This window comes from Streptomyces sp. NPDC045955 (assembly GCF_056430805.1).
This window is the reverse complement of sequence record NZ_JBWKKY010000010.1, coordinates 283,576-302,558: the sequence shown is the minus strand read 5'-3', so window position 1 is coordinate 302,558 and position 18,983 is coordinate 283,576. Positions and strand designations below refer to the sequence as shown.

At 70.8% G+C, this 18,983-nt stretch carries 20 protein-coding genes and 2 riboswitches; of the genes, 15 read left to right on the top strand and 5 right to left on the bottom strand.

From position 1 onward, the window contains the following. Positions 1-77: 77 nt before the first annotated feature. The gene (gene gcvT, locus AC07F0_RS22810) at positions 78-1,196 is read right to left on the bottom strand and encodes a glycine cleavage system aminomethyltransferase GcvT (RefSeq protein WP_436726803.1); all 1,119 of its coding nucleotides are present in this window, start codon (positions 1,194-1,196) and stop codon (positions 78-80) included. Between the two features lie 38 nt (positions 1,197-1,234). Next, positions 1,235-1,356: riboswitch (glycine riboswitch) on the bottom strand. Continuing rightward, positions 1,357-1,456, bottom strand: a riboswitch (glycine riboswitch). A gap of 182 nt (positions 1,457-1,638) precedes the next feature. On the opposite strand from gcvT, the gene AC07F0_RS22805 reads away from it, so the two are divergent. The 9 genes from AC07F0_RS22805 (at position 1,639) to AC07F0_RS22765 (ending at position 11,299) form a co-directional block, all read left to right on the top strand. Beyond that, positions 1,639-2,307, top strand: coding sequence for an AAA family ATPase (locus tag AC07F0_RS22805; RefSeq protein ID WP_478981358.1), 669 nt, complete (start codon positions 1,639-1,641; stop codon positions 2,305-2,307). Positions 2,308-2,374: 67 nt separating this feature from the next. Beyond that, positions 2,375-3,163, top strand: coding sequence for an enhanced serine sensitivity protein SseB (locus tag AC07F0_RS22800; RefSeq protein WP_478981357.1), 789 nt, complete (start codon positions 2,375-2,377; stop codon positions 3,161-3,163). A gap of 162 nt (positions 3,164-3,325) precedes the next feature. After that, entirely contained in the window at positions 3,326-4,126 is an 801-nt protein-coding gene (locus tag AC07F0_RS22795) for an enhanced serine sensitivity protein SseB C-terminal domain-containing protein (protein ID WP_436726800.1), read from the top strand. Positions 4,127-4,466: 340 nt separating this feature from the next. Next, on the top strand, positions 4,467-5,465 hold the full coding sequence (locus AC07F0_RS22790) for an ABC transporter permease (protein ID WP_399414638.1): 999 nt from the start codon (positions 4,467-4,469) through the stop codon (positions 5,463-5,465). Between the two features lie 8 nt (positions 5,466-5,473). Next, positions 5,474-7,243, top strand: coding sequence for an ABC transporter substrate-binding protein (locus AC07F0_RS22785; RefSeq protein WP_478981355.1), 1,770 nt, complete (start codon positions 5,474-5,476; stop codon positions 7,241-7,243). A 91-nt stretch (positions 7,244-7,334) separates the two neighbouring features. Then, the gene (locus AC07F0_RS22780; RefSeq protein ID WP_478981354.1) at positions 7,335-8,345 is read left to right on the top strand and encodes an ABC transporter permease; all 1,011 of its coding nucleotides are present in this window, start codon (positions 7,335-7,337) and stop codon (positions 8,343-8,345) included. Next, on the top strand, positions 8,342-9,424 hold the full coding sequence (locus AC07F0_RS22775) for an ABC transporter ATP-binding protein (RefSeq protein ID WP_478981352.1): 1,083 nt from the start codon (positions 8,342-8,344) through the stop codon (positions 9,422-9,424). Before AC07F0_RS22780 ends, AC07F0_RS22775 begins: the two co-directional genes overlap by 4 nt. A gap of 14 nt (positions 9,425-9,438) precedes the next feature. Beyond that, on the top strand, positions 9,439-10,560 hold the full coding sequence (locus AC07F0_RS22770) for an ABC transporter ATP-binding protein (RefSeq protein WP_478981350.1): 1,122 nt from the start codon (positions 9,439-9,441) through the stop codon (positions 10,558-10,560). Positions 10,561-10,624: 64 nt separating this feature from the next. Further along, a complete protein-coding gene (locus tag AC07F0_RS22765; protein WP_086562703.1) occupies positions 10,625-11,299 on the top strand; it encodes a trimeric intracellular cation channel family protein in 675 nt (224 codons plus the stop codon). On the opposite strand, the gene AC07F0_RS22760 is transcribed toward AC07F0_RS22765, so the two are convergent. After that, on the bottom strand, positions 11,190-12,425 hold the full coding sequence (locus AC07F0_RS22760) for an alpha/beta hydrolase (protein WP_478981348.1): 1,236 nt from the start codon (positions 12,423-12,425) through the stop codon (positions 11,190-11,192). The genes AC07F0_RS22765 and AC07F0_RS22760 overlap by 110 nt on opposite strands. A 134-nt stretch (positions 12,426-12,559) precedes the next feature. Here AC07F0_RS22760 and AC07F0_RS22755 point away from each other — a divergent pair, with 134 nt between their 5' ends. Then, the gene (locus AC07F0_RS22755) at positions 12,560-13,420 is read left to right on the top strand and encodes a thioesterase family protein (RefSeq protein ID WP_436726794.1); all 861 of its coding nucleotides are present in this window, start codon (positions 12,560-12,562) and stop codon (positions 13,418-13,420) included. Here AC07F0_RS22755 and AC07F0_RS22750 read toward each other — a convergent pair. Next, positions 13,407-13,991, bottom strand: a complete 585-nt coding sequence (locus AC07F0_RS22750; RefSeq protein WP_478981346.1) for a TIGR03086 family metal-binding protein — start codon at positions 13,989-13,991, stop codon at positions 13,407-13,409. The two genes, AC07F0_RS22755 and AC07F0_RS22750, sit on opposite strands and share 14 nt — an antisense overlap. 101 nt (positions 13,992-14,092) lie before the next feature. Here AC07F0_RS22750 and AC07F0_RS22745 point away from each other — a divergent pair, with 101 nt between their 5' ends. Together AC07F0_RS22745 and AC07F0_RS22740 are read left to right on the top strand one after the other, a co-directional pair. Next, a complete protein-coding gene (locus AC07F0_RS22745) occupies positions 14,093-15,070 on the top strand; it encodes a helix-turn-helix transcriptional regulator (RefSeq protein ID WP_478981344.1) in 978 nt (325 codons plus the stop codon). A gap of 140 nt (positions 15,071-15,210) precedes the next feature. Continuing rightward, on the top strand, positions 15,211-15,591 hold the full coding sequence (locus tag AC07F0_RS22740) for a hypothetical protein (protein WP_478981342.1): 381 nt from the start codon (positions 15,211-15,213) through the stop codon (positions 15,589-15,591). Between the two features lie 97 nt (positions 15,592-15,688). Here AC07F0_RS22740 and AC07F0_RS22735 read toward each other — a convergent pair whose 3' ends face one another. Beyond that, positions 15,689-16,327 carry a TetR family transcriptional regulator gene (locus tag AC07F0_RS22735; protein WP_436730288.1) on the bottom strand — a complete coding sequence of 213 codons (639 nt, stop codon included), beginning with the start codon at positions 16,325-16,327 and terminating at the stop codon, positions 15,689-15,691. Positions 16,328-16,443: 116 nt separating this feature from the next. Here AC07F0_RS22735 and AC07F0_RS22730 point away from each other — a divergent pair, with 116 nt between their 5' ends. From AC07F0_RS22730 to AC07F0_RS22720, 3 genes are all read left to right on the top strand, one after another. Beyond that, positions 16,444-16,611, top strand: coding sequence for a hypothetical protein (locus AC07F0_RS22730; protein ID WP_436730289.1), 168 nt, complete (start codon positions 16,444-16,446; stop codon positions 16,609-16,611). A 53-nt stretch (positions 16,612-16,664) separates the two neighbouring features. Further along, positions 16,665-16,931, top strand: coding sequence for a DUF4190 domain-containing protein (locus AC07F0_RS22725; protein WP_478981340.1), 267 nt, complete (start codon positions 16,665-16,667; stop codon positions 16,929-16,931). Between the two features lie 149 nt (positions 16,932-17,080). Continuing rightward, positions 17,081-18,250 (top strand): cysteine desulfurase family protein, encoded by a 1,170-nt coding sequence (locus AC07F0_RS22720; protein WP_478981338.1) that lies wholly within the window; start codon positions 17,081-17,083, stop codon positions 18,248-18,250. 23 nt (positions 18,251-18,273) lie between these two features. Here AC07F0_RS22720 and AC07F0_RS22715 read toward each other — a convergent pair whose 3' ends face one another. After that, the gene (locus AC07F0_RS22715) at positions 18,274-18,939 is read right to left on the bottom strand and encodes an N-acetylmuramoyl-L-alanine amidase (RefSeq protein WP_478981336.1); all 666 of its coding nucleotides are present in this window, start codon (positions 18,937-18,939) and stop codon (positions 18,274-18,276) included. Between the last annotated feature and the right edge of the window lie 44 nt (positions 18,940-18,983).

Sequence of the window (18,983 nt, the reverse complement as noted above, 5' to 3'; positions counted from 1 at the left end):
GCGGGAGTGCTGATGAAGGGACTGCTGGTGAGCGCCGTGATGTGCCGGGACCGCTGGTGCGGCCCGACGGCCAGTGTCTACTTCTGGCGCTTGTAGAACGGCAGCGCCACGACCTCGTACGGCTCGTGACTGCCCCGGATGTCCACGCCCACGCCGGTCGTGCCGGGCGCGGCGTGCGCGGGGTCCACGTACGCCATCGCGATCGGCTTGCCGAGCGTGGGGGAGGGAGCGCCGGAGGTGACCTCGCCGATCACCTCGCCGCCGGCGACGACCGCGTACCCGGCGCGCGGGACCCGGCGGCCCTCGGCGACGAGCCCGACCAGGACGCGCGGCGGGTTCTGCTCGGCGCGGGCGGCGGCCTCCCGCAGGGCCTCGCGCCCCACGAAGTCGCCCTCCTTCTCGAACTTCACCACCCGGCCGAGCCCGGCGTCGAAGGGCGTCAGCGAGGTGCTCAGCTCGTGCCCGTACAGCGGCATGCCCGCCTCCAGGCGCAGCGTGTCGCGGCAGGACAGCCCGCACGGGACCAGCCCGGCGCCCTCGCCGGCCTTGGTCAGGGCCTGCCACAGCTCGACCGCGTGCTCCGGCTTCACGAACAGCTCGAAGCCGTCCTCGCCCGTGTAGCCGGTCCGGGCGATCAGGGCCGGGACCCCGGCGACCGTGCCGGGCAGGCCGGCGTAGTACTTCAGCCCGTCGAGGTCGGCGTCGGTGAGGGACTTCAGGATCCCGGGGGACTGCGGGCCCTGGACGGCGATCAGCGCGTAGGCGTCCCGGTCGTCGCGCACCTCGGCGTCGAAACCGGCGGCGCGCTCGGTCAGCGCGTCCAGCACCACCTGGGCGTTGGAGGCGTTGGCGACGACCATGTACTCGGTCTCGCCCAGCCGGTAGACGATCAGGTCGTCGAGGATGCCGCCGTCGGTCCGGCAGATCATGGTGTAGCGGGCGCGGCCGGGCTTGACGCCGCCGATGTTGCCCACCAGGGCGTAGTCGAGGAGGGCGGCGGCCTGCGGGCCGGTGACGGTGATCTCCCCCATGTGGGAGAGGTCGAAGAGCCCGGCCTTCGTGCGCACGGCGGTGTGCTCGTCGCGCTCGGAGCCGTAGCGCAGGGGCATGTCCCAGCCGGCGAAGTCGGTCATCGTCGCGCCGAGCGAACGATGCAGGGCATCGAGCGCGGTGTGGCGCAGTGGCGTACTGCTCATCGGTCGGTCGTCTCCAAGGGCATGACGGGCGAGGTCGTTCCTCCCCATCTGTCATCGGAACCTGAGAGGTTCGCCATGACCACGGGGGACACGGCTTGCACCTTGGGTGGAGCCAAGCCCGCCGCCTCGGCGACAGGGATGGCCCGCTTTTCAGATGTGCCTCGCCCGCGCGGTAACGGGGCCTGAGAGATTCAAGGGAGGGACTTGCTCCTTCGGCGCCCCAGCGTCAGCGGTGCTGGGAACTCTCCCGCGCGGATTCAAACGGCCGGTATGCAGTTGGCGCGCACATCATTGCACGCATCGTCGCGGGGTGGCAGGGCACCACCCTGTAGCAGGGCTGTTGCGGGAAGAGGACTAAAACCAGAGACATCGGGCATTACCTTCTCTTTACACTCGGCGGGGATGGGACTGAAGTACCTGGCCCCAGGGGAGGACGATCACGGTGAACAGGACCACCGCGTACGCCACGACATCGGGCGTCGCGCTGCCCGAGCAGCCGGCCGCTCCGGCACGGGCGGTCTGCGGCCCGCTGCCGGTGCCGGTCGTCCGCGATCTGCGCGAGCGCGAAGGCCGTGGCCCGCACGCGCTGCTCTTCGGCCCCCGCGACCTCGTCGTGGTCACGGGCCTGCCCGGCAGCGGCAAGTCCACGCTGATGCGGCGCACCGTGCCGGGCCGGCGCATCGACTCCCAGGACGCCCGCGACCGCTGGGACGGCCGCATGCCGCGCTTCCTGCCGTACGGGGTCTACCGTCCGCTCGTCCGCCTCGCCCACTACGCCGGGCTGCGACGCGCCCTGCGCACCGGCGAGGGCGTCGTCGTGCACGACTGCGGCACCCAGGCCTGGGTCCGCCGCTGGCTGGCCCGCGAGGCCCGCCGCCGGGGCGGCACCCTGCATCTGCTCATGCTCGACGTCACCCCCGAGGAGGCCCTGGCCGGTCAGCGCGACCGGGGCCGCGGTGTCTCGCGGTACGCGTTCCTGCGCCACCGTGCGGCGGCCAACCGTCTGCTGCGCTCCGTGGAGCGGGGCGAACTGCCCGCGGGCTGCGGCTCGGCGATCCTCCTCGACCGGGACGCGGCGGGCACCCTGCGCCGGATCGGCTTCACGGGCTGACCACCGGCGGCCGGGGAGCCGCTAGCCTTTTGCGTCACAGCAGTGGTTCCAGGCAGGCGGTAGGCAGATGGACTTCCCGGCGGACTTCTCCGCGGACTTCCCGGCGCACACGCAGACTCACCCGCACGGCGGATGGCCCGGCAACGAACTGGAGGAGGTGCTCTCGGCCTCCCTCGGGGCCGGACCGTCGGCCGGCGGGCGGATCGTCGAGGTGCTCGGCCGGAGTTTCGTCTGGGTCCCCCTGCCCAGCGGCGGCGGCCCGCAGAGCGGTCCCCTCGATCTGCCCGGCATCGAGATCGAGGGCCAGGCGTACGTCCCGGTGTTCAGCTCCGAGGAGCAGTTCCGCCAGGTCGTCGGCTCCCACATGTCGTACACGATCGCCCCCGCCGTGGAGTTCGCCCGCGGCCTGCCCCCGCACGCCGGGATAGCCGTCAACCCGGGCGGTGTCGTCGGCATACCGCTCCCGCCGCCTGCGGTGGCCGAGCTCTGCCGGGCCGGCCGGACCCCGTTGGACGGCCCCGCGAGCGGCGGCCGGGTCCGCCTCTTCGAGCCCGACTGGCAGGACGACCCTGTGGACTTCCTCGCCGCCGCCTCCGCCGAGTTCGAGGCCATCGGCGTCGTCCTCACCGCCCGCCGCTGCCTCGCCGCGATCGAGACCGCCGACCCGGTGATGTTCGTGGGCGTCGAGCTCTCCCAGTGGGAAGGCGACCTGCGGGCCCTCCCGCTGGAGGCCCTGTCCCGAGCCGTGACCCGGTGCCCGGCCCCGTGGCAGGTCAACCTGGTCCTCCTGGACGTGGCGGAGGACCCGGTGGGCACCTGGATGAGGGACAGGATCCGGCCCTTCTACCAGCGGTAGGACAGCCGACCAAGGGGCGCGGGGCAGTGACATAATGCGGCTCCGCCGCGTGGGAGCGACGAGCCACACACGACCCGCGCCCGCAAACCGGCACCAATCCCCGAGCCCCGGACGGGCTTAAGCTAGGTCACGGTCGAGGCGTTGTACGAAGGGGCGGTAAAGGTGAGCGCGAGCGGCACGGCCGCGGCCGGACAGGTCGAGCACATGCTGCGCCAGGTCACGCCCGGGCGTTACGACGCCTATGAGGCACTCCTGCGCGCGCTCGCGACCCCGCACTCCGGCCAGATCTGGATGCTCCTCTGGCACGGCCAGGCGGGCTCCCCGGACGCCCAGTACGGGAACATGGAGGTCGACGGCTACGGCTACGCCCCCTGTGTGACCTCCGCCCAGGAGCTCTCGGCGAGCGGCTGGAACCGCAGTTATGAGGTGGTCGACGGAGTCGACGTCGCCCGCGCCCTCTACCCCGACCACTACGGCCTCTGGCTCAACCCGCACGCGCCGGGCGGCGGCGTCGGCATCCCCTGGCTCGACCTGCGGCGGATCGCCACGGGCCTGGACCGCCAGCCCGCCGGCCCGCTGCGGCTGTCCGAACCGGCCATCGAGCTGCCGCAGTTCTACGCCCTGCTCGCGCAGAACGCCCACCGCACCCCGGCCGTCCGCTCGCTGCGCCGGGCCTGGGTGCAGCCCGCGCTGGGCGCGCCGTACCTCGCCATCGGACTGGATGTGTACGACACCTCGCCGCCGGCCGTGGATTCCGTGCGCGCGATGATGCAGCAGTCCCTCGGGGCAGTACCGGACGGGCTGCCCGTCTCGACCGTCGCCATGTCCGACGAACACGACCCGGTCGCCATGTGGCTGCGCGCGAGCGCCCGCCCCTTCTACGACCGCGAGGCCCACGCCACCGCCCCTGTCCAGGCCCCCGCCTCGGGCTACGGCTACCCCCCGGTCCAGGGCCGCTACTGAGTCGTCCGCGGGCCCTTGGCAGCCCTTCTTTCCTCACCCTCGAACACGACCGGCTCTCAGCTCTCCGCGCGTAGATAGGGGTGAAAGGGGCGGGTCTGTCCTAAAATGCCCCTATCTCGGCGCGTCCGACCCCCGCTACCTACTGTCCGGATAACGGAACCCCGCAGACAGCATCACGTTTACGCATCCTTTCACCGTCAAGTCTGGCAACAGATCGCCAAAGCATTGAAGACTCCCCGCAAGACACGGGCCGGGTCGGTCTTGTGTACGAGACAAACAAACCGCTACAGCGGCAGCCAGGGGCTCGGCGATCGCCGGCCCGAGAGGGGTCAATCGCACCGTGACCGCACCGATCGAGACCACCGGGGCGGAAGCCGGAGCACAGCCCGAGGCCGTGCTCTCCGGGGTCAAGAAGAGCCAGATCGAAGGGCGCTCGCTCACCCAGATCGCCTGGATGCGCTTCAAGCGGGACAAGGTGGCGATGGCGGGAGGCGTCATCGTCATCCTGCTCACGCTGATGGCGGTGTTCTCCAAGCCGATCCAGTGGATCTTCGACCTCGATCCCAACAAGTTCAACCAGGACCTGATCGACCCCGCGCTGCTCGCCCCCAAGGGCGGCTGGGGCGGAATGAGTTGGGACCACCCGCTCGGCGTGGACCCCCAGTACGGCCGGGACATGCTCGCCCGCATCATCGACGGCTCCTGGGTCTCCCTCCTGGTCGCGGGCGGCGCCACGCTGCTGTCCGTGTGCATCGGTACCGTGCTCGGTGTCATCGCCGGGTACTACGGCGGCTGGATCGACAGCGTGATCAGCAGGCTCATGGACACGTTCCTGGCCTTTCCTCTGCTGCTGTTCGCCATCTCGATCTCGGCCTCGGTGCAGGACGGCTTCTTCGGCCTCGAGGGCCTGTCCCTGCGCATCAGCGTGCTGATCTTCGTGATCGGCTTCTTCAGCTGGCCGTACATCGGCCGCATCGTGCGCGCCCAGACGATGACCCTGCGCAAGCGGGAGTTCATCGAGGCCGCCACGAGCCTCGGGGCACGCGGCCCGTACGTCCTGTTCCGGGAACTGCTCCCGAACCTCGTCGCGCCGATCCTCGTCTACTCGACGCTGATCATCCCGACGAACATCCTGTTCGAGGCCGCGCTGAGCTTCCTCGGCGTCGGTATCGCTCCGCCTCAGGCCTCCTGGGGCGGCATGCTCAGCAACGCTGTGGATCTCTACACGGCTGATCCGCAGTACATGTTCGTGCCCGGACTGGCGATCTTCATCACCGTCCTGGCCTTCAACCTGCTGGGTGACGGGCTGCGTGACGCCCTCGACCCTCGCAGCAAGTGATCCATCGAATGAGGGGGCTTCCTCAGGTGAAGACGAGAAGGGTGACCGCCGGCGTCGCGTCGGTCCTGGCACTGTCGCTGGGCGCTGCCGCATGTGGCGGCGGAGGCGACGACAACGACGGGAACGGAGGCAACGGCAAGAAGGACGCCGCGCTGACCTCGATCGTCAACCCGTCGAGCAAGAAGGGCGGGACGGTCACGTACGAGCACTCGGACGTGCCCGACTCCCTCGACCCGGGCAACACGTACTACGGCTGGGTGCAGAACTTCTCCCGCCTCTACGGCAGAACGCTCACGACGTTCAAACCGGCGGCGGGCAAGGAAGGCCTGGAGGTCGTCCCGGACCTCGCCGAGTCCCTCGGCAAGTCCAGCCCGGACGCCAAGACCTGGACGTACAAGCTGCGCGCCGGCGTGAAGTTCCAGGACGGCACCCCGGTGACGTCCAAGGACGTGAAGTACGCCATCGAGCGCTCCAACTTCGCGCCCGAGGCCCTGTCGAACGGCCCGACGTACTTCAAGTCGTACCTGGAGGGCGGCGACAAGTACCAGGGTCCCTACAAGGACAAGTCCGCCGAGGGCATCAAGTCGATCGAGACGCCGGACGACCGGACGATCGTCTTCAAGCTGAAGCAGCCGTTCGCCGACTTCGACTACCTCGCGACGTTCTCGCAGACGGCCCCCGTGCCGCAGGCGAAGGACACCGGTGCGAAGTACGTCCAGGCCATCCAGTCCTCCGGCCCGTACCAGTTCCAGTCCTACGAGGAGGGCCGCGGCGCCACCCTCGTGCGCAACAAGCAGTGGGACGCCAAGACGGACCCGATCCGCAAGGCCCTGCCGGACAAGATCACGATCAAGTTCAAGGTCAACCCGGTCACGGTCGACAACAACCTGCTCTCCGACAAGATCACGGCTGACGCGGCCGGCACGGGTGTGCAGCCGCAGACCCAGCCGAAGGTGCTGCAGGGCAAGTACGCCAACCAGACGGACAGCTCGTACGCCGGCGCGACGCAGTACATCGCGCTCAACGTCAACGTGAAGCCGTTCGACAACGCTGACTGCCGCAAGGCCGTCCAGTGGGGCCTCGACAAGCAGTCGGTGCTCGACGCCATGGGCGGTTCGCCGAAGGGCGACGTGGCGACCACGCTGCTGCCGCCGTCGGTGAACGGCTACACCAAGTTCGACACCTACGCGACCGACGGTCACAAGGGTGACGTGGCCAAGGCCAAGGCGGCGCTGAAGGCGTGCGGCAAGCCGAATGGCTTCAACACGATCCTGACGGCCCGCTCCGACCGGCCCGCCGAGGTCGCGGCGGCGACCGCCGTCCAGGCGTCGCTGAAGAAGATCGGCATCAACATCGAGATCAAGCAGTTCCCCTCCGGCAAGTACTTCTCCAACTTCGCCGGTGTCCCGAGCTACGTCCACGACAACAAGCTCGGCATGCTCTCGATGGCGTGGGGCGCCGACTGGCCGACCGGCTACGGCTTCCTCGACCAGATCGTCAACGGCGCGGCCATCAAGCCCTCGGGCGGCAACAACCTGATGGAGCTGGACGACCCGAAGATCAACAAGGCCCTGACGGACGCGATCGCCAACACCGACGACGCGGCCCGCACCAAGGCCTGGGGTGACATCGACAAGATGGTCCTCGACAACGCCTCGGTCGTCCCGCTGGTCTACCGCAAGAACCTGCTGCTCCGGCCGACGTCGGCGACCAACGTCACGGTCACGCAGGCCTACCTCGGCATGTATGACTACCTGCTGATGAGCTCCTCGAAGTAATTCAGCAGGCCGGATCCTTTCGAAAGGCAGGTGAAGGCACCGGGTGGCCGCGGCGGACGACCCCGCCGCGGCCACCGGGGGCCGTACAGCTGTGGCTGCGTACATCCTCCGACGCGTCATGGGCGCGGTGCTGTTGCTGCTGGTGGTCAGCGCAGTCACCTTCGCCATCTTCTTCCTGGTCCCCCGCATCGGGGGGCAGACGGCCGACCAGTTGGCCACCCAGTACGTCGGCAAGGACGCGAACCCCGCCTCCGTCGCCGCGATCAAGCAGAACCTGGGTCTGGACCAGCCGGTCTACGTCCAGTACTGGGAGTTCGTCAAGGGCCTCGTGGTGGGCGCCGACTACAAGTTCGGCCCTGACGCGACGCACTGCAGCGCACCCTGCTTCGGGTACTCCTTCAAGAGCCACATCGAGGTGTGGCCCCAGTTGGAGCAGCGGATCCCGGTCTCCTTCTCGCTGGCCATCGGTGCGGCGGCGATCTGGCTGATCTCCGGTGTGACGACCGGTGTCATCTCGGCACTGCGCAAGGGCAAGCCGATCGACCGCGCCGCCATGTTCATCGCGCTCGCCGGCGTCTCCCTGCCGATCTTCTTCACCGGCCAGATCCTGCTCGCGCTCTTCGTCTACGAGATCCCCATCTGGGAGAGCATCGACTACGTCCCCTTCACCCAGAACCCGGCCGAATGGGCCTGGCACCTGCTGCTGCCCTGGATCAGCCTCGCCTTCCTGTTCTCCGCGCTGTACGCCCGGCTCACCCGGGCGGGCATGCTGGAGACGATGAGCGAGGACTACATCAGAACGGCCAGGGCCAAGGGCCTGAAGGAGACCACGGTCGTCACCAAGCACGGCCTGCGCTCCGCGCTCACGCCGATCGTCACCATCTTCGGCATGGACTTCGGCACCCTCGTCGGCACCGCGGTGCTCACCGAGACCGTGTTCTCCCTGCAGGGCATCGGCGCATACTCGGTACAGGCCATCAAGGACAACGACCTGCCCATCGTGATGGGCGTGACCCTGGTCGCCGCGTTCTTCATCGTCTTCTGCAATCTCGTCGTCGACCTGGTGTACGCCGCCATCGACCCCCGGGTGAGGTACTCGTGAGCAAGCTCGACAAAGCCGCGCTCGGCGAACCGGACACCGTCGCCCCGTCCGTGGACGACGACGTGTTCCTGTCCGTCCGCGATCTGCGCGTCCACTTCGACACGGACGACGGCCTGGTCAAGTCCGTGGACGGCGTCAGCTTCGACGTGCGCAAGGGCAAGACCCTGGGCATCGTGGGCGAGTCCGGCTCCGGCAAGTCCGTCACCTCCCTCGGCGTGATGGGCCTGCACCGCTCGGCGCGCGCCAAGGTCTCCGGGGAGGTGTGGCTGGACGGCCAGGAGCTGATCGCGGCCGACCCCGACGACGTGCGGCGGCTGCGCGGCCGGAAGATGGCCATGATCTTCCAGGACCCGCTGTCGGCGATGCACCCCTACTACTCGGTCGGACACCAGATCGTCGAGGCGTACCGGGTCCACAACGACGTCAGCAAGAAGGTGGCCCGGCAGCGGGCCATCGAGATGCTGGACCGGGTGGGGATCCCCGAGCCCGCCAAGCGCGTGGACGGCTACCCGCACGAGTTCTCCGGCGGTATGCGCCAGCGCGCCATGATCGCCATGGCGCTGGTGAACAACCCCGAGCTGCTCATCGCCGACGAGCCGACCACGGCCCTGGACGTCACCGTGCAGGCGCAGATCCTCGACCTGATCCACGATCTGCAGAAGGAGTTCGGCTCCGCGGTCATCATGATCACCCACGACCTGGGCGTGGTAGCCGAGATGGCCGACGACCTGCTGGTCATGTACGGCGGCCGGTGCGTCGAGCGCGGTCCCGCCGAGGACGTGTTCTCCGAGCCCCGGCACCCCTACACCTGGGGCCTGCTCGGCTCGATGCCGCGCCTGGACCGCGAGGAGACCGACCGGCTCATCCCGATCAAGGGCGCGCCGCCCTCCCTCATCAACCTCCCGTCCGGCTGCGCCTTCCACCCGCGCTGCCCGTACGCGGACATCCCGAAGGACAACGTCACCCGCACGGTCCGCCCCGAGCTGACCGAGGTCGGCGGCTCGCACTGGGCCGCCTGCCACATGACGCAGGAGCAGCGGGAGCGTATCTGGACCGAAGAGATTGCGCCGAAGCTGTGAGCGACGAAAAAGCGGTGAGCAAACCGGACACGAGCGGGAGCACCCTCACCCAGGACACCGCCGCCGACGGCGAGGTCCTGCTGAAGGTGACCGGCCTCCAGAAGCACTTCCCGATCCGCAAGGGCCTGCTCCAGCGGCAGACCGGCGCGGTGCGCGCCGTCGACGGCATCGACTTCGAGGTCCGCAAGGGCGAGACGCTCGGCGTCGTCGGTGAGTCGGGCTGCGGCAAGTCCACCATGGGCCGGCTGATCACGCGGCTGCTCGAACCGACCGGCGGCACGGTCGAGTTCGAGGGCAGGGACATCACGCACTTGAAGACCGGCGAGCTGCGCCCCATGCGCCGCGACGTGCAGATGATCTTCCAGGACCCGTACTCCTCCCTGAACCCCCGGCACACGATCGGCACGATCGTCGGCGCCCCCTTCCGGCTCCAGGGTGTCGATCCCGAGGGCGGGGTGAAGAAGGAGGTCCAGCGGCTGCTGTCGGTGGTCGGCCTCAACCCCGAGCACTACAACCGCTATCCGCACGAGTTCTCCGGCGGCCAGCGCCAGCGCATCGGCATCGCCCGCGCGCTCGCCCTGAACCCCAAGCTGGTGGTGGCGGACGAGCCGGTCTCCGCGCTGGACGTGTCGATCCAGGCGCAGGTGGTGAACCTGCTGGACGACCTCCAGGAGGAGCTGGGCCTGACGTACGTGATCATCGCGCACGACCTGTCGGTCGTCCGGCACGTCTCGGACCGGATCGCGGTGATGTACCTCGGCAAGATCGTCGAGCTGGCCGAACGCGACCAGCTGTACAAGTCACCGATGCACCCGTACTCCAAGGCCCTGCTGTCGGCCGTGCCGATACCGGATCCGAAGCGCCGGGGCGTCAAGAGCGAGCGCATCCTGCTCAAGGGTGACGTGCCCTCGCCGATCGCCCCGCCGAGCGGCTGCCGCTTCCACACCCGGTGCTGGAAGGCGACTCAGATCTGCAAGACCACGGAGCCGCCGCTGGTGGAGCTGCGGGCCGGGCAGCGCGTCGCCTGCCACCACCCGGAGAACTTCGCGGACCAGCAGCCGCAGGACACCAAGCTGCTGTCCTCGGCCAAGGAGGTGGCAGCCGACAACGGCGGCGCCACCCCCGTGGAGAAGTGACCCCGCCCGAGCCCCCGCCCTCGCACCTCAGGGCGGGGGCTCGCCCGTGGGTAAAAATGTTCGGGTGCTCCTGCAACTCTTCAGCCCGTCCGTCCAGCACACGCTCGACCTGATCGGCATCTTCGTCTTCGCGATCTCCGGCGCCCTGCTGGCCGTGCGCAAGAACTTCGACGTGTTCGGCATCGCCGTGCTCGCCGAGGTCACCGCGCTGGGTGGCGGGCTCTTCCGTGACCTGGTCATCGGGGCCGTACCGCCCGCCGCCTTCACGGACCTGGGGTACTTCCTCACCCCGCTGCTCGCCACCCTCCTGGTCTTCTTCCTGCACCCGCAGGTGGAGCGCATCCAGGTCGCCGTGAACGTCTTCGACGCGGCCGGCCTCGGCCTGTTCTGCGTCGCCGGCACCATCAAGGCGTACGAGTACGGGCTCGGCCTCACCGCCTCCGCCGGCCTGGGGCTGACCACGGCGGTGGGCGGCGGTGTGCTGCGGGACGTCCTCGCCAACGAGGTGCCCTCGCTGCTGCGCTGGGACCGCGACCTGTACGCCGTCCCGGCGATCGTCGGCGCCGCCCTGGTCGCCCTGTGCATCCGCTACGACGCCCTGAACCCGCTCACCAGCGGCCTCGCGGTGATCACCGCCTTCGTGCTGCGCCTGCTCGCGATGCGGTTCCACTGGCGAGCTCCGCGGGCATGGCACCGCCGGTCGACGGTGAGCGAGGAGGAGCAGCCCGTCCTGCCGTGACGTGGCCGCGGCCCGTCACCTCCGTCAGCCAGCGGAACGCCGGGACCACCTGCGGCCGCCACAGCGCCATGGTGTGACCGCCCGCGCTCCGTGGGATGTACACCACGTGCACGGTCGTCGGCGCCTTCGCGGCCTGCTCCAGGGCGACGGCCGCCTCGTAGCCGTCGTGCGGCTGGCCGGAGAGGTAGAGCGAGACGCGCGGCGGGACGGGCGCCCTGCGCAGCAGCAGGTAGGGGTTGTTCCCGGCCCGCAGGGCGGGGGTCTGCGCGGCGAGCGAGTCGCGTTCGCCGATCGGGTCGTTGTAGCCGGACAGGCTGACGGCGGCCCGGTAGCGGTCGGGGTGGGCGACCGCGAGCTTGGCCGCGCAGTGCGCCCCGGCCGAGTAGCCGGCCACGGCCCAGCCCCGCGGGGCGGACTCGGCGCGGAAGTTGTCCATGACCATCATCGGCACGTCGACGCTCAGCCAGGTGTCGGCGTTGACCGTGCCCGGGATGTTGGCGCAGCCCGTGTCCACCCCGGCCAGCAGGTTGGTGCGCGGCGCGACCAGGATGAACGGGGCGACCTGCCCGTCCCGCATCAGCGGCTCCAGCTGCTCGTGCGCGTGCAGCGAGCCGAACCAGGCCTTCGCCGAGCCGGGGTAGCCGGGCAGCAGCTCCACGACCGGGAACCTGTGGTGCCGGTAGGCCGGTTCGTCGTACTGCGGCGGGAGCCAGACGTAGACCTCGGCGTTCACGCCCGACACCCGGCCCTTGAGCTGGGTGACGCGCACCCCGCCGGCCGCGCCCATGCCGGGTCCGGTGGCCGGCCGGAAGGTCTGGCGCACCGTGGGCAGCCGCTTCAGCGCGATGCCTCCGGTGCCGTCGGCGCCGAGGTCGGCCGCCTGTTGCACGTGGTCGCCGGTGCCGAGCAGGTCGGCCCAGTTGTCGTACAGGTTGTTGGCGTTGTTGACCAGCGTGAAGACCAGCGCCACGGCGGTTCCCTGGGCGAACAGCAGCATCAGCGCGCGCGTCGCGGCGCGCAGGGCGCGGGGGCCGCGGACGCGCGACCACAGGGCCAGCGGCAGCGCGAGCGCGACGACCGACAGCGCGATCAGCGTGTAGAGGAACGGAGTCCCGGTGAGGCTCATGTCTCTTCAGAGGGACGGACGGCCTTCCGGGTTTACGGACGAGTGCGGACACTTACCGAGAAATTGCCCGGTCCTCACCCGAGCCCGACCAACCAAAGCTACCGCTTAGTAGTTAGTTCTTGTACTGTTCAGCCATGCCAGAGTCAGCCTCCGCCCAGGCCGTCCGGGCCACGATCGGTGACAGCGAGTTCGACCGCGACACCGCGCTCACCCCACGCGCGCCCGGCGTCTACGACATCGACCTCTCCGCGGGCTGGACGATCATCAGCGCCGTCAACGGCGGCTATCTGCTGGCCGTCCTCGGCCGCGCGCTCGCGGACACCCTGCCGCACGCCGACCCCTTCACCGTCTCGGCGCACTACCTGACCGCGTCCCAGCCCGGCCCGGCGGTCGTCCGCACGGACGTCGTCCGCACCGGCCGGACCCTGTCGACCGGCCAGGCCTCCCTCTTCCAGTACGACGACGCGGGCCGCGAGGTGGAACGCATCCGCGTCCTCGCCTCCTACGGCGACCTGGACGCCCTGCCCGACGACGTCCGGACGACGGCCACGCCGCCCGCGATCCCGCCGCTGGAGCACTGCTTCGGGCCCGAGGACGGGCCGGCGCCCGTCGACGGCAGCTCTGCGATCGCCGACCGGCTGATGCTCAAGCTGGATCCGTCGACCCTGGGCTGGGCCCTCGGCAAGCCCTCCGGCAAGGGCGAGATGCGGGCCTGGTTCGGGCTCGCGGACGGCCGTGACCACGACCCGCTCTCCCTGCTGCTGGCGGTGGACGCCCTGCCGCCCACCGCCTTCGAACTCGGGCTGAAGGGCTGGGTGCCCACCGTCGAGCTGACCGTGCACGTCCGGTGCCGCCCGGCGCCGGGCCCGCTGCGCGTGTCGATCACCACGCGCAACCTCGCCGGCGGCTTCCTCGAGGAGGACGCCGAGGTGTGGGACAGCGCCGACCGGCTGGTGGCGCAGTCCCGTCAGCTCGCGCGGGTCAGGCTCGGCTGAGCGGCTCGCGTCCCAGCCAGGCCGCCAGCCTGCCGTAGGCGTCGGCCCCCTCGGGGGCCGGCCGGGCCGTGGCGAACGGCGTGTTCTCGTCGCGCTGTTCGTCCGGCAGCATGCGCCGGGCCACGGTCAGCGCGAACTCGGCGAGTTCCGGGTCGAGTTCGCGCGGATGCCCCAGGGCCTCCGACAGGTCCCAGGTGTGGGTCACCGTCTCCAGGACGTAGGCCGACAGGGCGGCCCGGCCGGGCATCTCGCCGAACGGCAGGCGCACCACCGCGTCCAGCAGGCCGTCGCCCGCCCAGGCCTTCACGGCCCGGGTCCTGGCCTCGTCGTACGCGGCCGTCCAGCCGTCGTCCGGCACGCCCTCGGCGAACGGCCGTACCGCGACCGCGTCACCGCCCTCGGCGACGACGGCCACCCGGTGGGCCCCACCGGTGAGATGGCTCAGCAGAGTGCGCACGTCGAACTCGGTGCATGGCGTGGGGCCGTCCAGCTGCTCCGCGCGGACGGACGCGATGAGCTCGGCGGCCTGCTGCGTGGCGCGGGCGAACAGCGGACGGGGATCGTTGGTCATGAAACTCCTCCTGTGTGCGTGGACAGGGGGAGCATGGCCGGAAAACCTGACAGCCGCCGTCAACATTTGCCCGCGCCCTCGCCCGCCACGATGCTGATGCCGTGAAGTCCGACCGCCTGCTGTCGATCCTGCTGCTCCTCCAGACCCGCGGCCGGGTCCCCGCACGCGAACTCGCCGAACGCCTGGAGGTGTCGGTCCGTACCGTCTACCGCGACGTCGAATCCCTGTCCGCCGCAGGCGTCCCGGTCTACGCCGAACGCGGCCGGCACGGCGGCATCGAACTGCTCGCCGGGTTCCGTACGGACGTCACGGGTCTGACCGCCGACGAGTCCCGCGCGCTGTTCGTCCTGGCCGCGCAGGGCGCGCACGCCGCGCTCGGCCTGGACGCGGCGTTCGGCTCGGCCCTGCGCAAGGTGATGGCCGCGCTGCCCGCCCCGCACCGCCCGGCCGCCGAGACGGCATCCCGCCGCATCCTCGTCGACGCCACCCGCTGGCGCGGCGGGCCGCAGCGGGCCGTCGACCTGGAGGTGCTGCGCGACGCGGTCTTCGCCGACCGCAGGCTGCGGCTGCGCTACCGGCACAGCGGAGAGCGCCAGGCGCGGACGTACACCGTCGACCCGTACGGCCTCGTCGCCAAGGCCGGCGTCTGGTACCTGGTCGCCGACCGGCGGTCCGAACCCCGGCTCTTCCGGGCGGACCGGGTGCGCTCCGCCCGGCTCCTCGACGAGCCCGTACGGCGGCGCCCGGGCGTCGAGCTCGCCGACGCCTGGGAGGGGCTGCGCCGCCAGGTCGAGGAGCGACCCAGCGGGCTGGACGTCACCGTCCGGGTGCGGCGCGACCGGCTCGACATGTTCCTGCGGCTGACGGCCTTCCTCCCCTCGGAAATCCTCGACGACGACGGCGAGAGCGAGTGGGTGACCGTGCGGCTGACGTATGGGATCCTCCGCGAGACCCGCCACCTGCTCGTCTTCGCCGACCAGGTGGAAGTCCTCTCACCCCCTCAGGCGCGCGAGGAACTGGCCCGAGCGGCCGCCTCCGTCGCGGACCTGTACCGGCGCTCGGGCGACGCCCCGGAGTGACACGCCTGGTCGGCGGGGCGCCCTGAGGTGCGCTTTGCCCTGCTGACAGGGCGGTCACAGGGCGGTCCCAAGGGAGCCCCAAGAAGCGATGGTTGAGTGCCCGCCTCAGGACTTCCTCAACTTCCCTGGAGTTGTTTCTCATGATGCGTGCGCGTCTCGTCCCCGCCGTGGCCCTGCTGGCGCTCTCGCCCCTGGCCCTGGTGGCCTGCGGCTCCGGCGACTCCTCGACGTCTTCGGGCAGCGGCGGCGGTTCCGGGCAGCGGCAGGCCTGCCAGGCGCCGTCGGGGGCGCCGAGCGGGGCCCCCTCGGGTGGGCCCTCAGGTGCTCCGTCCGGGGCTCCGTCGGGGGCTGCTTCCGGCGGGGCCAAGCCGGCGGGGGAGCCGTCCGGGGCGCCTTCGGGGATGCCCAGCGGGGCGCCGGGCGGCGGACAGGGCGGTCCCGGGGACGGCCAGGGCGGTGGCTGCGGCGCCCCGGGCGGCGGTGGCCGGGCCGCGGGCGGGCAGGGGCAGCAGGACGGATAGACGGTCAGGCGCACGCGGGCGGGCATACGTGGGCGGGCATACGCGGGCGGGCGTCCCCGGATGGACCGGGCGCGTCCCGCCGCGTCCCGTCGTGCCGTCAGTCCAGCCAGTGGTGGCGGCCCAGGCCGATCAGCCGCATCTGCCGCGTCGCCATCTGTGTGACGTGCCGGGTCCGCTCCTCGCGTTCCTGCTCCGGCCCCTCCAGCGCCTCCAGGAAGAGCGAGGCGGTGATCAGCATCTGGTCGACGTAGAGGTGCGCGAGCATCAGCAGGTCGTCCTCGGTCCAGCCCGCGGACACCGGGTCCTTGGCCAGCTCGTCCTTGACCTCCTGGGCGAACCGGGCCAGTTGGTCCCGTATGGCCGCCCGGACCGGCTGGACTCCGCCATGTCGTTCACGGGCGATGAACCGGACATGTGCGGGGTACCCGTCGACGTGACGGGCGATCAGTTCGATGGTGCGCGCGATGCGTTCCTCACCGTCGCCCGTCGTGGACACCGTCGTCCGGATCATCGGGTGCAGGCTGCCCAGCGCCTCCTCGACCAGGGCCACGCCCAGATCCGCCGTGGAGCGGAAGTGGCGGTAGAAGGCGGTCGGGGCGACACCGACGGCGCGGGTGACCTCGCGCAGGCCCAGGCTGCTCAGACTCTGCTCCTCCAGCAGCCCGAGGGCCGCGTCCAGAAGCGCCTGCCGGGTCTTCTGCTTCTGGGCCTGCCGGATGCCGAGGGTGTGACTCATACCATGCAGTTAACAACTGTTCTCTGTAATTGGAAAGTCATGGGACAGGCTAGACTGGGAAGTCAGTGAACAATTGTAACCACAACCGTTCACCGAAACCCTGGGGGTTGTTTCCCGTGTTGTTCATCGTCGCCGCACTCCTGCTGCTGGGCTTCGTCCTGGGCACCGTGGCCCACGCGCCGCTCACCTTCTCCGTCGCCACGGGCGTCGTCATCGCCGTCTGGCTCGGCATCTTCGCGGTCCGCGAGCGCCACGGCCGCCGCCGCCACACCCAGGCCCACTGACGCCGCACACGCTCACCGACCACCCACCGACCCGAAACCGGGAGTCGATCACCATGCAGCTCACCGCTCCGGCCACGCGCCGCACCGGTATGCGCGACACCGACGGCATGGCCGTCGCGTCCTTCATCCTGGGCCTGCTCGGCCTCCTCGTCCTGAACGTCTTCCTCGGCCCGATCGCCATCGTGCTGGCGAGCGTCGCCCTGTGGCGCGGCACCCAGCGCCGTGGCCGCGCGTTCCTGGGTCTGGGCCTCGGCATCGCCGACCTGCTGGTCCTGGCCGCGTTCGTGCAGGCCGACAGCACGATCTCGTGGAGCTTCTGAGCCGCCGTCGGACAGTCCTTCGCCGACGAGCGGCGGCCGGCCCGGGGACGACGGGCCGCAGCCGCGCGGGAAAGCGGTTCGCTTCCCTTCAGGTTCGGCCAACCTTGATCTGAGGACGGCCGCGGGGGAGCCGTAGAATCGGGCTCACCATGGCTTACCTCGACCACGCCGCGACCACCCCGATGCTCCCGGAGGCGGCAGAGGCGCTCACCGCCCACCTGGGTGCCACCGGCAACGCGTCCTCCCTCCACGCATCCGGCCGGCAGGCCCGCCGTACCGTCGAGGAGGCCCGCGAGACCCTCGCCGAAGCCCTCGGCGCCCGCCCCAGCGAGGTCGTCTTCACCTCGGGCGGCACGGAGGCCGACAACCTCGCCGTCAAGGGCCTCTACTGGTCACGGCGTGACGCCGATCCGGCCCGCACCCGCGTCCTCGCCAGCCCCGTCGAGCACCACGCGGTCCTCGACGCCGTGCACTGGCTCGGCGAACACGAGGGCGCCACCATCGAGTACCTGCCGGTCGACACCCACGGCCGCGTCCACCCGGACGCCCTGCGCGAGGCGATCGCCCGCAACCCCGGCGACGTGGCCCTCGCCTCCGTCATGTGGGCGAACAACGAGATCGGGACGATCCTGCCGATCCGCGAACTCGCCGACGTGGCCGCCGAGTACGGTGTCCCGCTGCACTCCGACGCCGTCCAGGCCTTCGGCCAGATCCCCGTCGACTTCGCCGCCTCAGGCCTCGCCGCGATGACGGTGTCCGGCCACAAGATCGGCGGCCCCTACGGCATCGGCGCGCTCATCCTCGGCCGCGAGTACACCCCCGTACCCGTCCTGCACGGCGGCGGCCAGGAACGCCACGTCCGCTCCGGCACCCTCGACGTACCCGCCATCGCCTCCTTCGCGGTCGCCGGGCGGCTGGCCGCCGAGCAGCGCGAGTGGTTCGCCCACGAGATCGGCGCCCTGCGCGACGCCCTCGTCGCCGCCGTCCGCGAGGCCGTGCCGGACGCGATCCTCGGCGGCGACCCCGACCCGGAGGGGCGCCTGCCGGCCAACGCGCACTTCACGTTCCCCGGCTGCGAGGGCGACTCCCTGCTGCTCCTGCTCGACGCCCAGGGCATCGAGTGCTCCACCGGCTCCGCTTGCACCGCCGGCGTGGCCCAGCCCAGCCACGTCCTCCTCGCCACCGGCACCGACCCGGACCTGGCCCGCGGCACCCTCCGCTTCTCCCTCGGCCACACCTCCACGGAGGCCGACATCGAGGCCCTGGCGAAGGCCATCGGCCCGGCGGTGGAACGGGCCAGGGCGGCGGGGCTGACGTAGCCGCCTCCGCCTTGCCCGACCGGTCAGGCCCGTGCCGTACGCGCCTCGCGCACCAGCCGCATGTACCTGTCCCAGTCCCAGTGCGGGCCCGGGTCCGTGTGGTCCGTGCCCGGGACCTCCACGTGGCCGATGATGTGCTCGCGGTCGACGGGTATGTCGTACCGCGCGCAGATCCGGGCCGCGAGCCGGGCCGAGGCCTCGTACATCTCGTCCGTGAAGTCCTGCGGGCGGTCCACGAAACCCGCGTGCTCGATGCCGACACTGCGCTCGTTGTAGGAGCGGTTGCCCGCGTGGTACGCCACGTCCAGCTCGCGGATCATCTGGGCGATGTGCCCGTCCTTGCGGACGATGTAGTGCGAGGCCGCCTTGTGCCCCGGGTCCTGGAAGGCCTTCACCGCGCTGTCGAAGCTGCCCTGGGTGACATGGACGACCACCATGTCTATGCCGTAGTCGTCCGGCCGGTCCGCGCGGCGCCAGTTCGCGTCCGACGCGGCCACCCAGCGCGCGCCCGCGTAGTCGACCTCGCCCTCCTTGCGCGGCTTGTCGACGCCGGGCACGCGCCACCACAGCCGGCCCAATTCGTCACGGGCCAGCATCGCGGAACCCCCGGCGGCCGCCAACCCGCCGACGATCAGGGCCCGCCGCCCGATGCGCCGGTCCGTGTCCTCGGATGCTCTTCTCGCCCCCATGTGATCGCCAACGGATACCCGGCGGCCTTGGTTCCCGCGCCCCC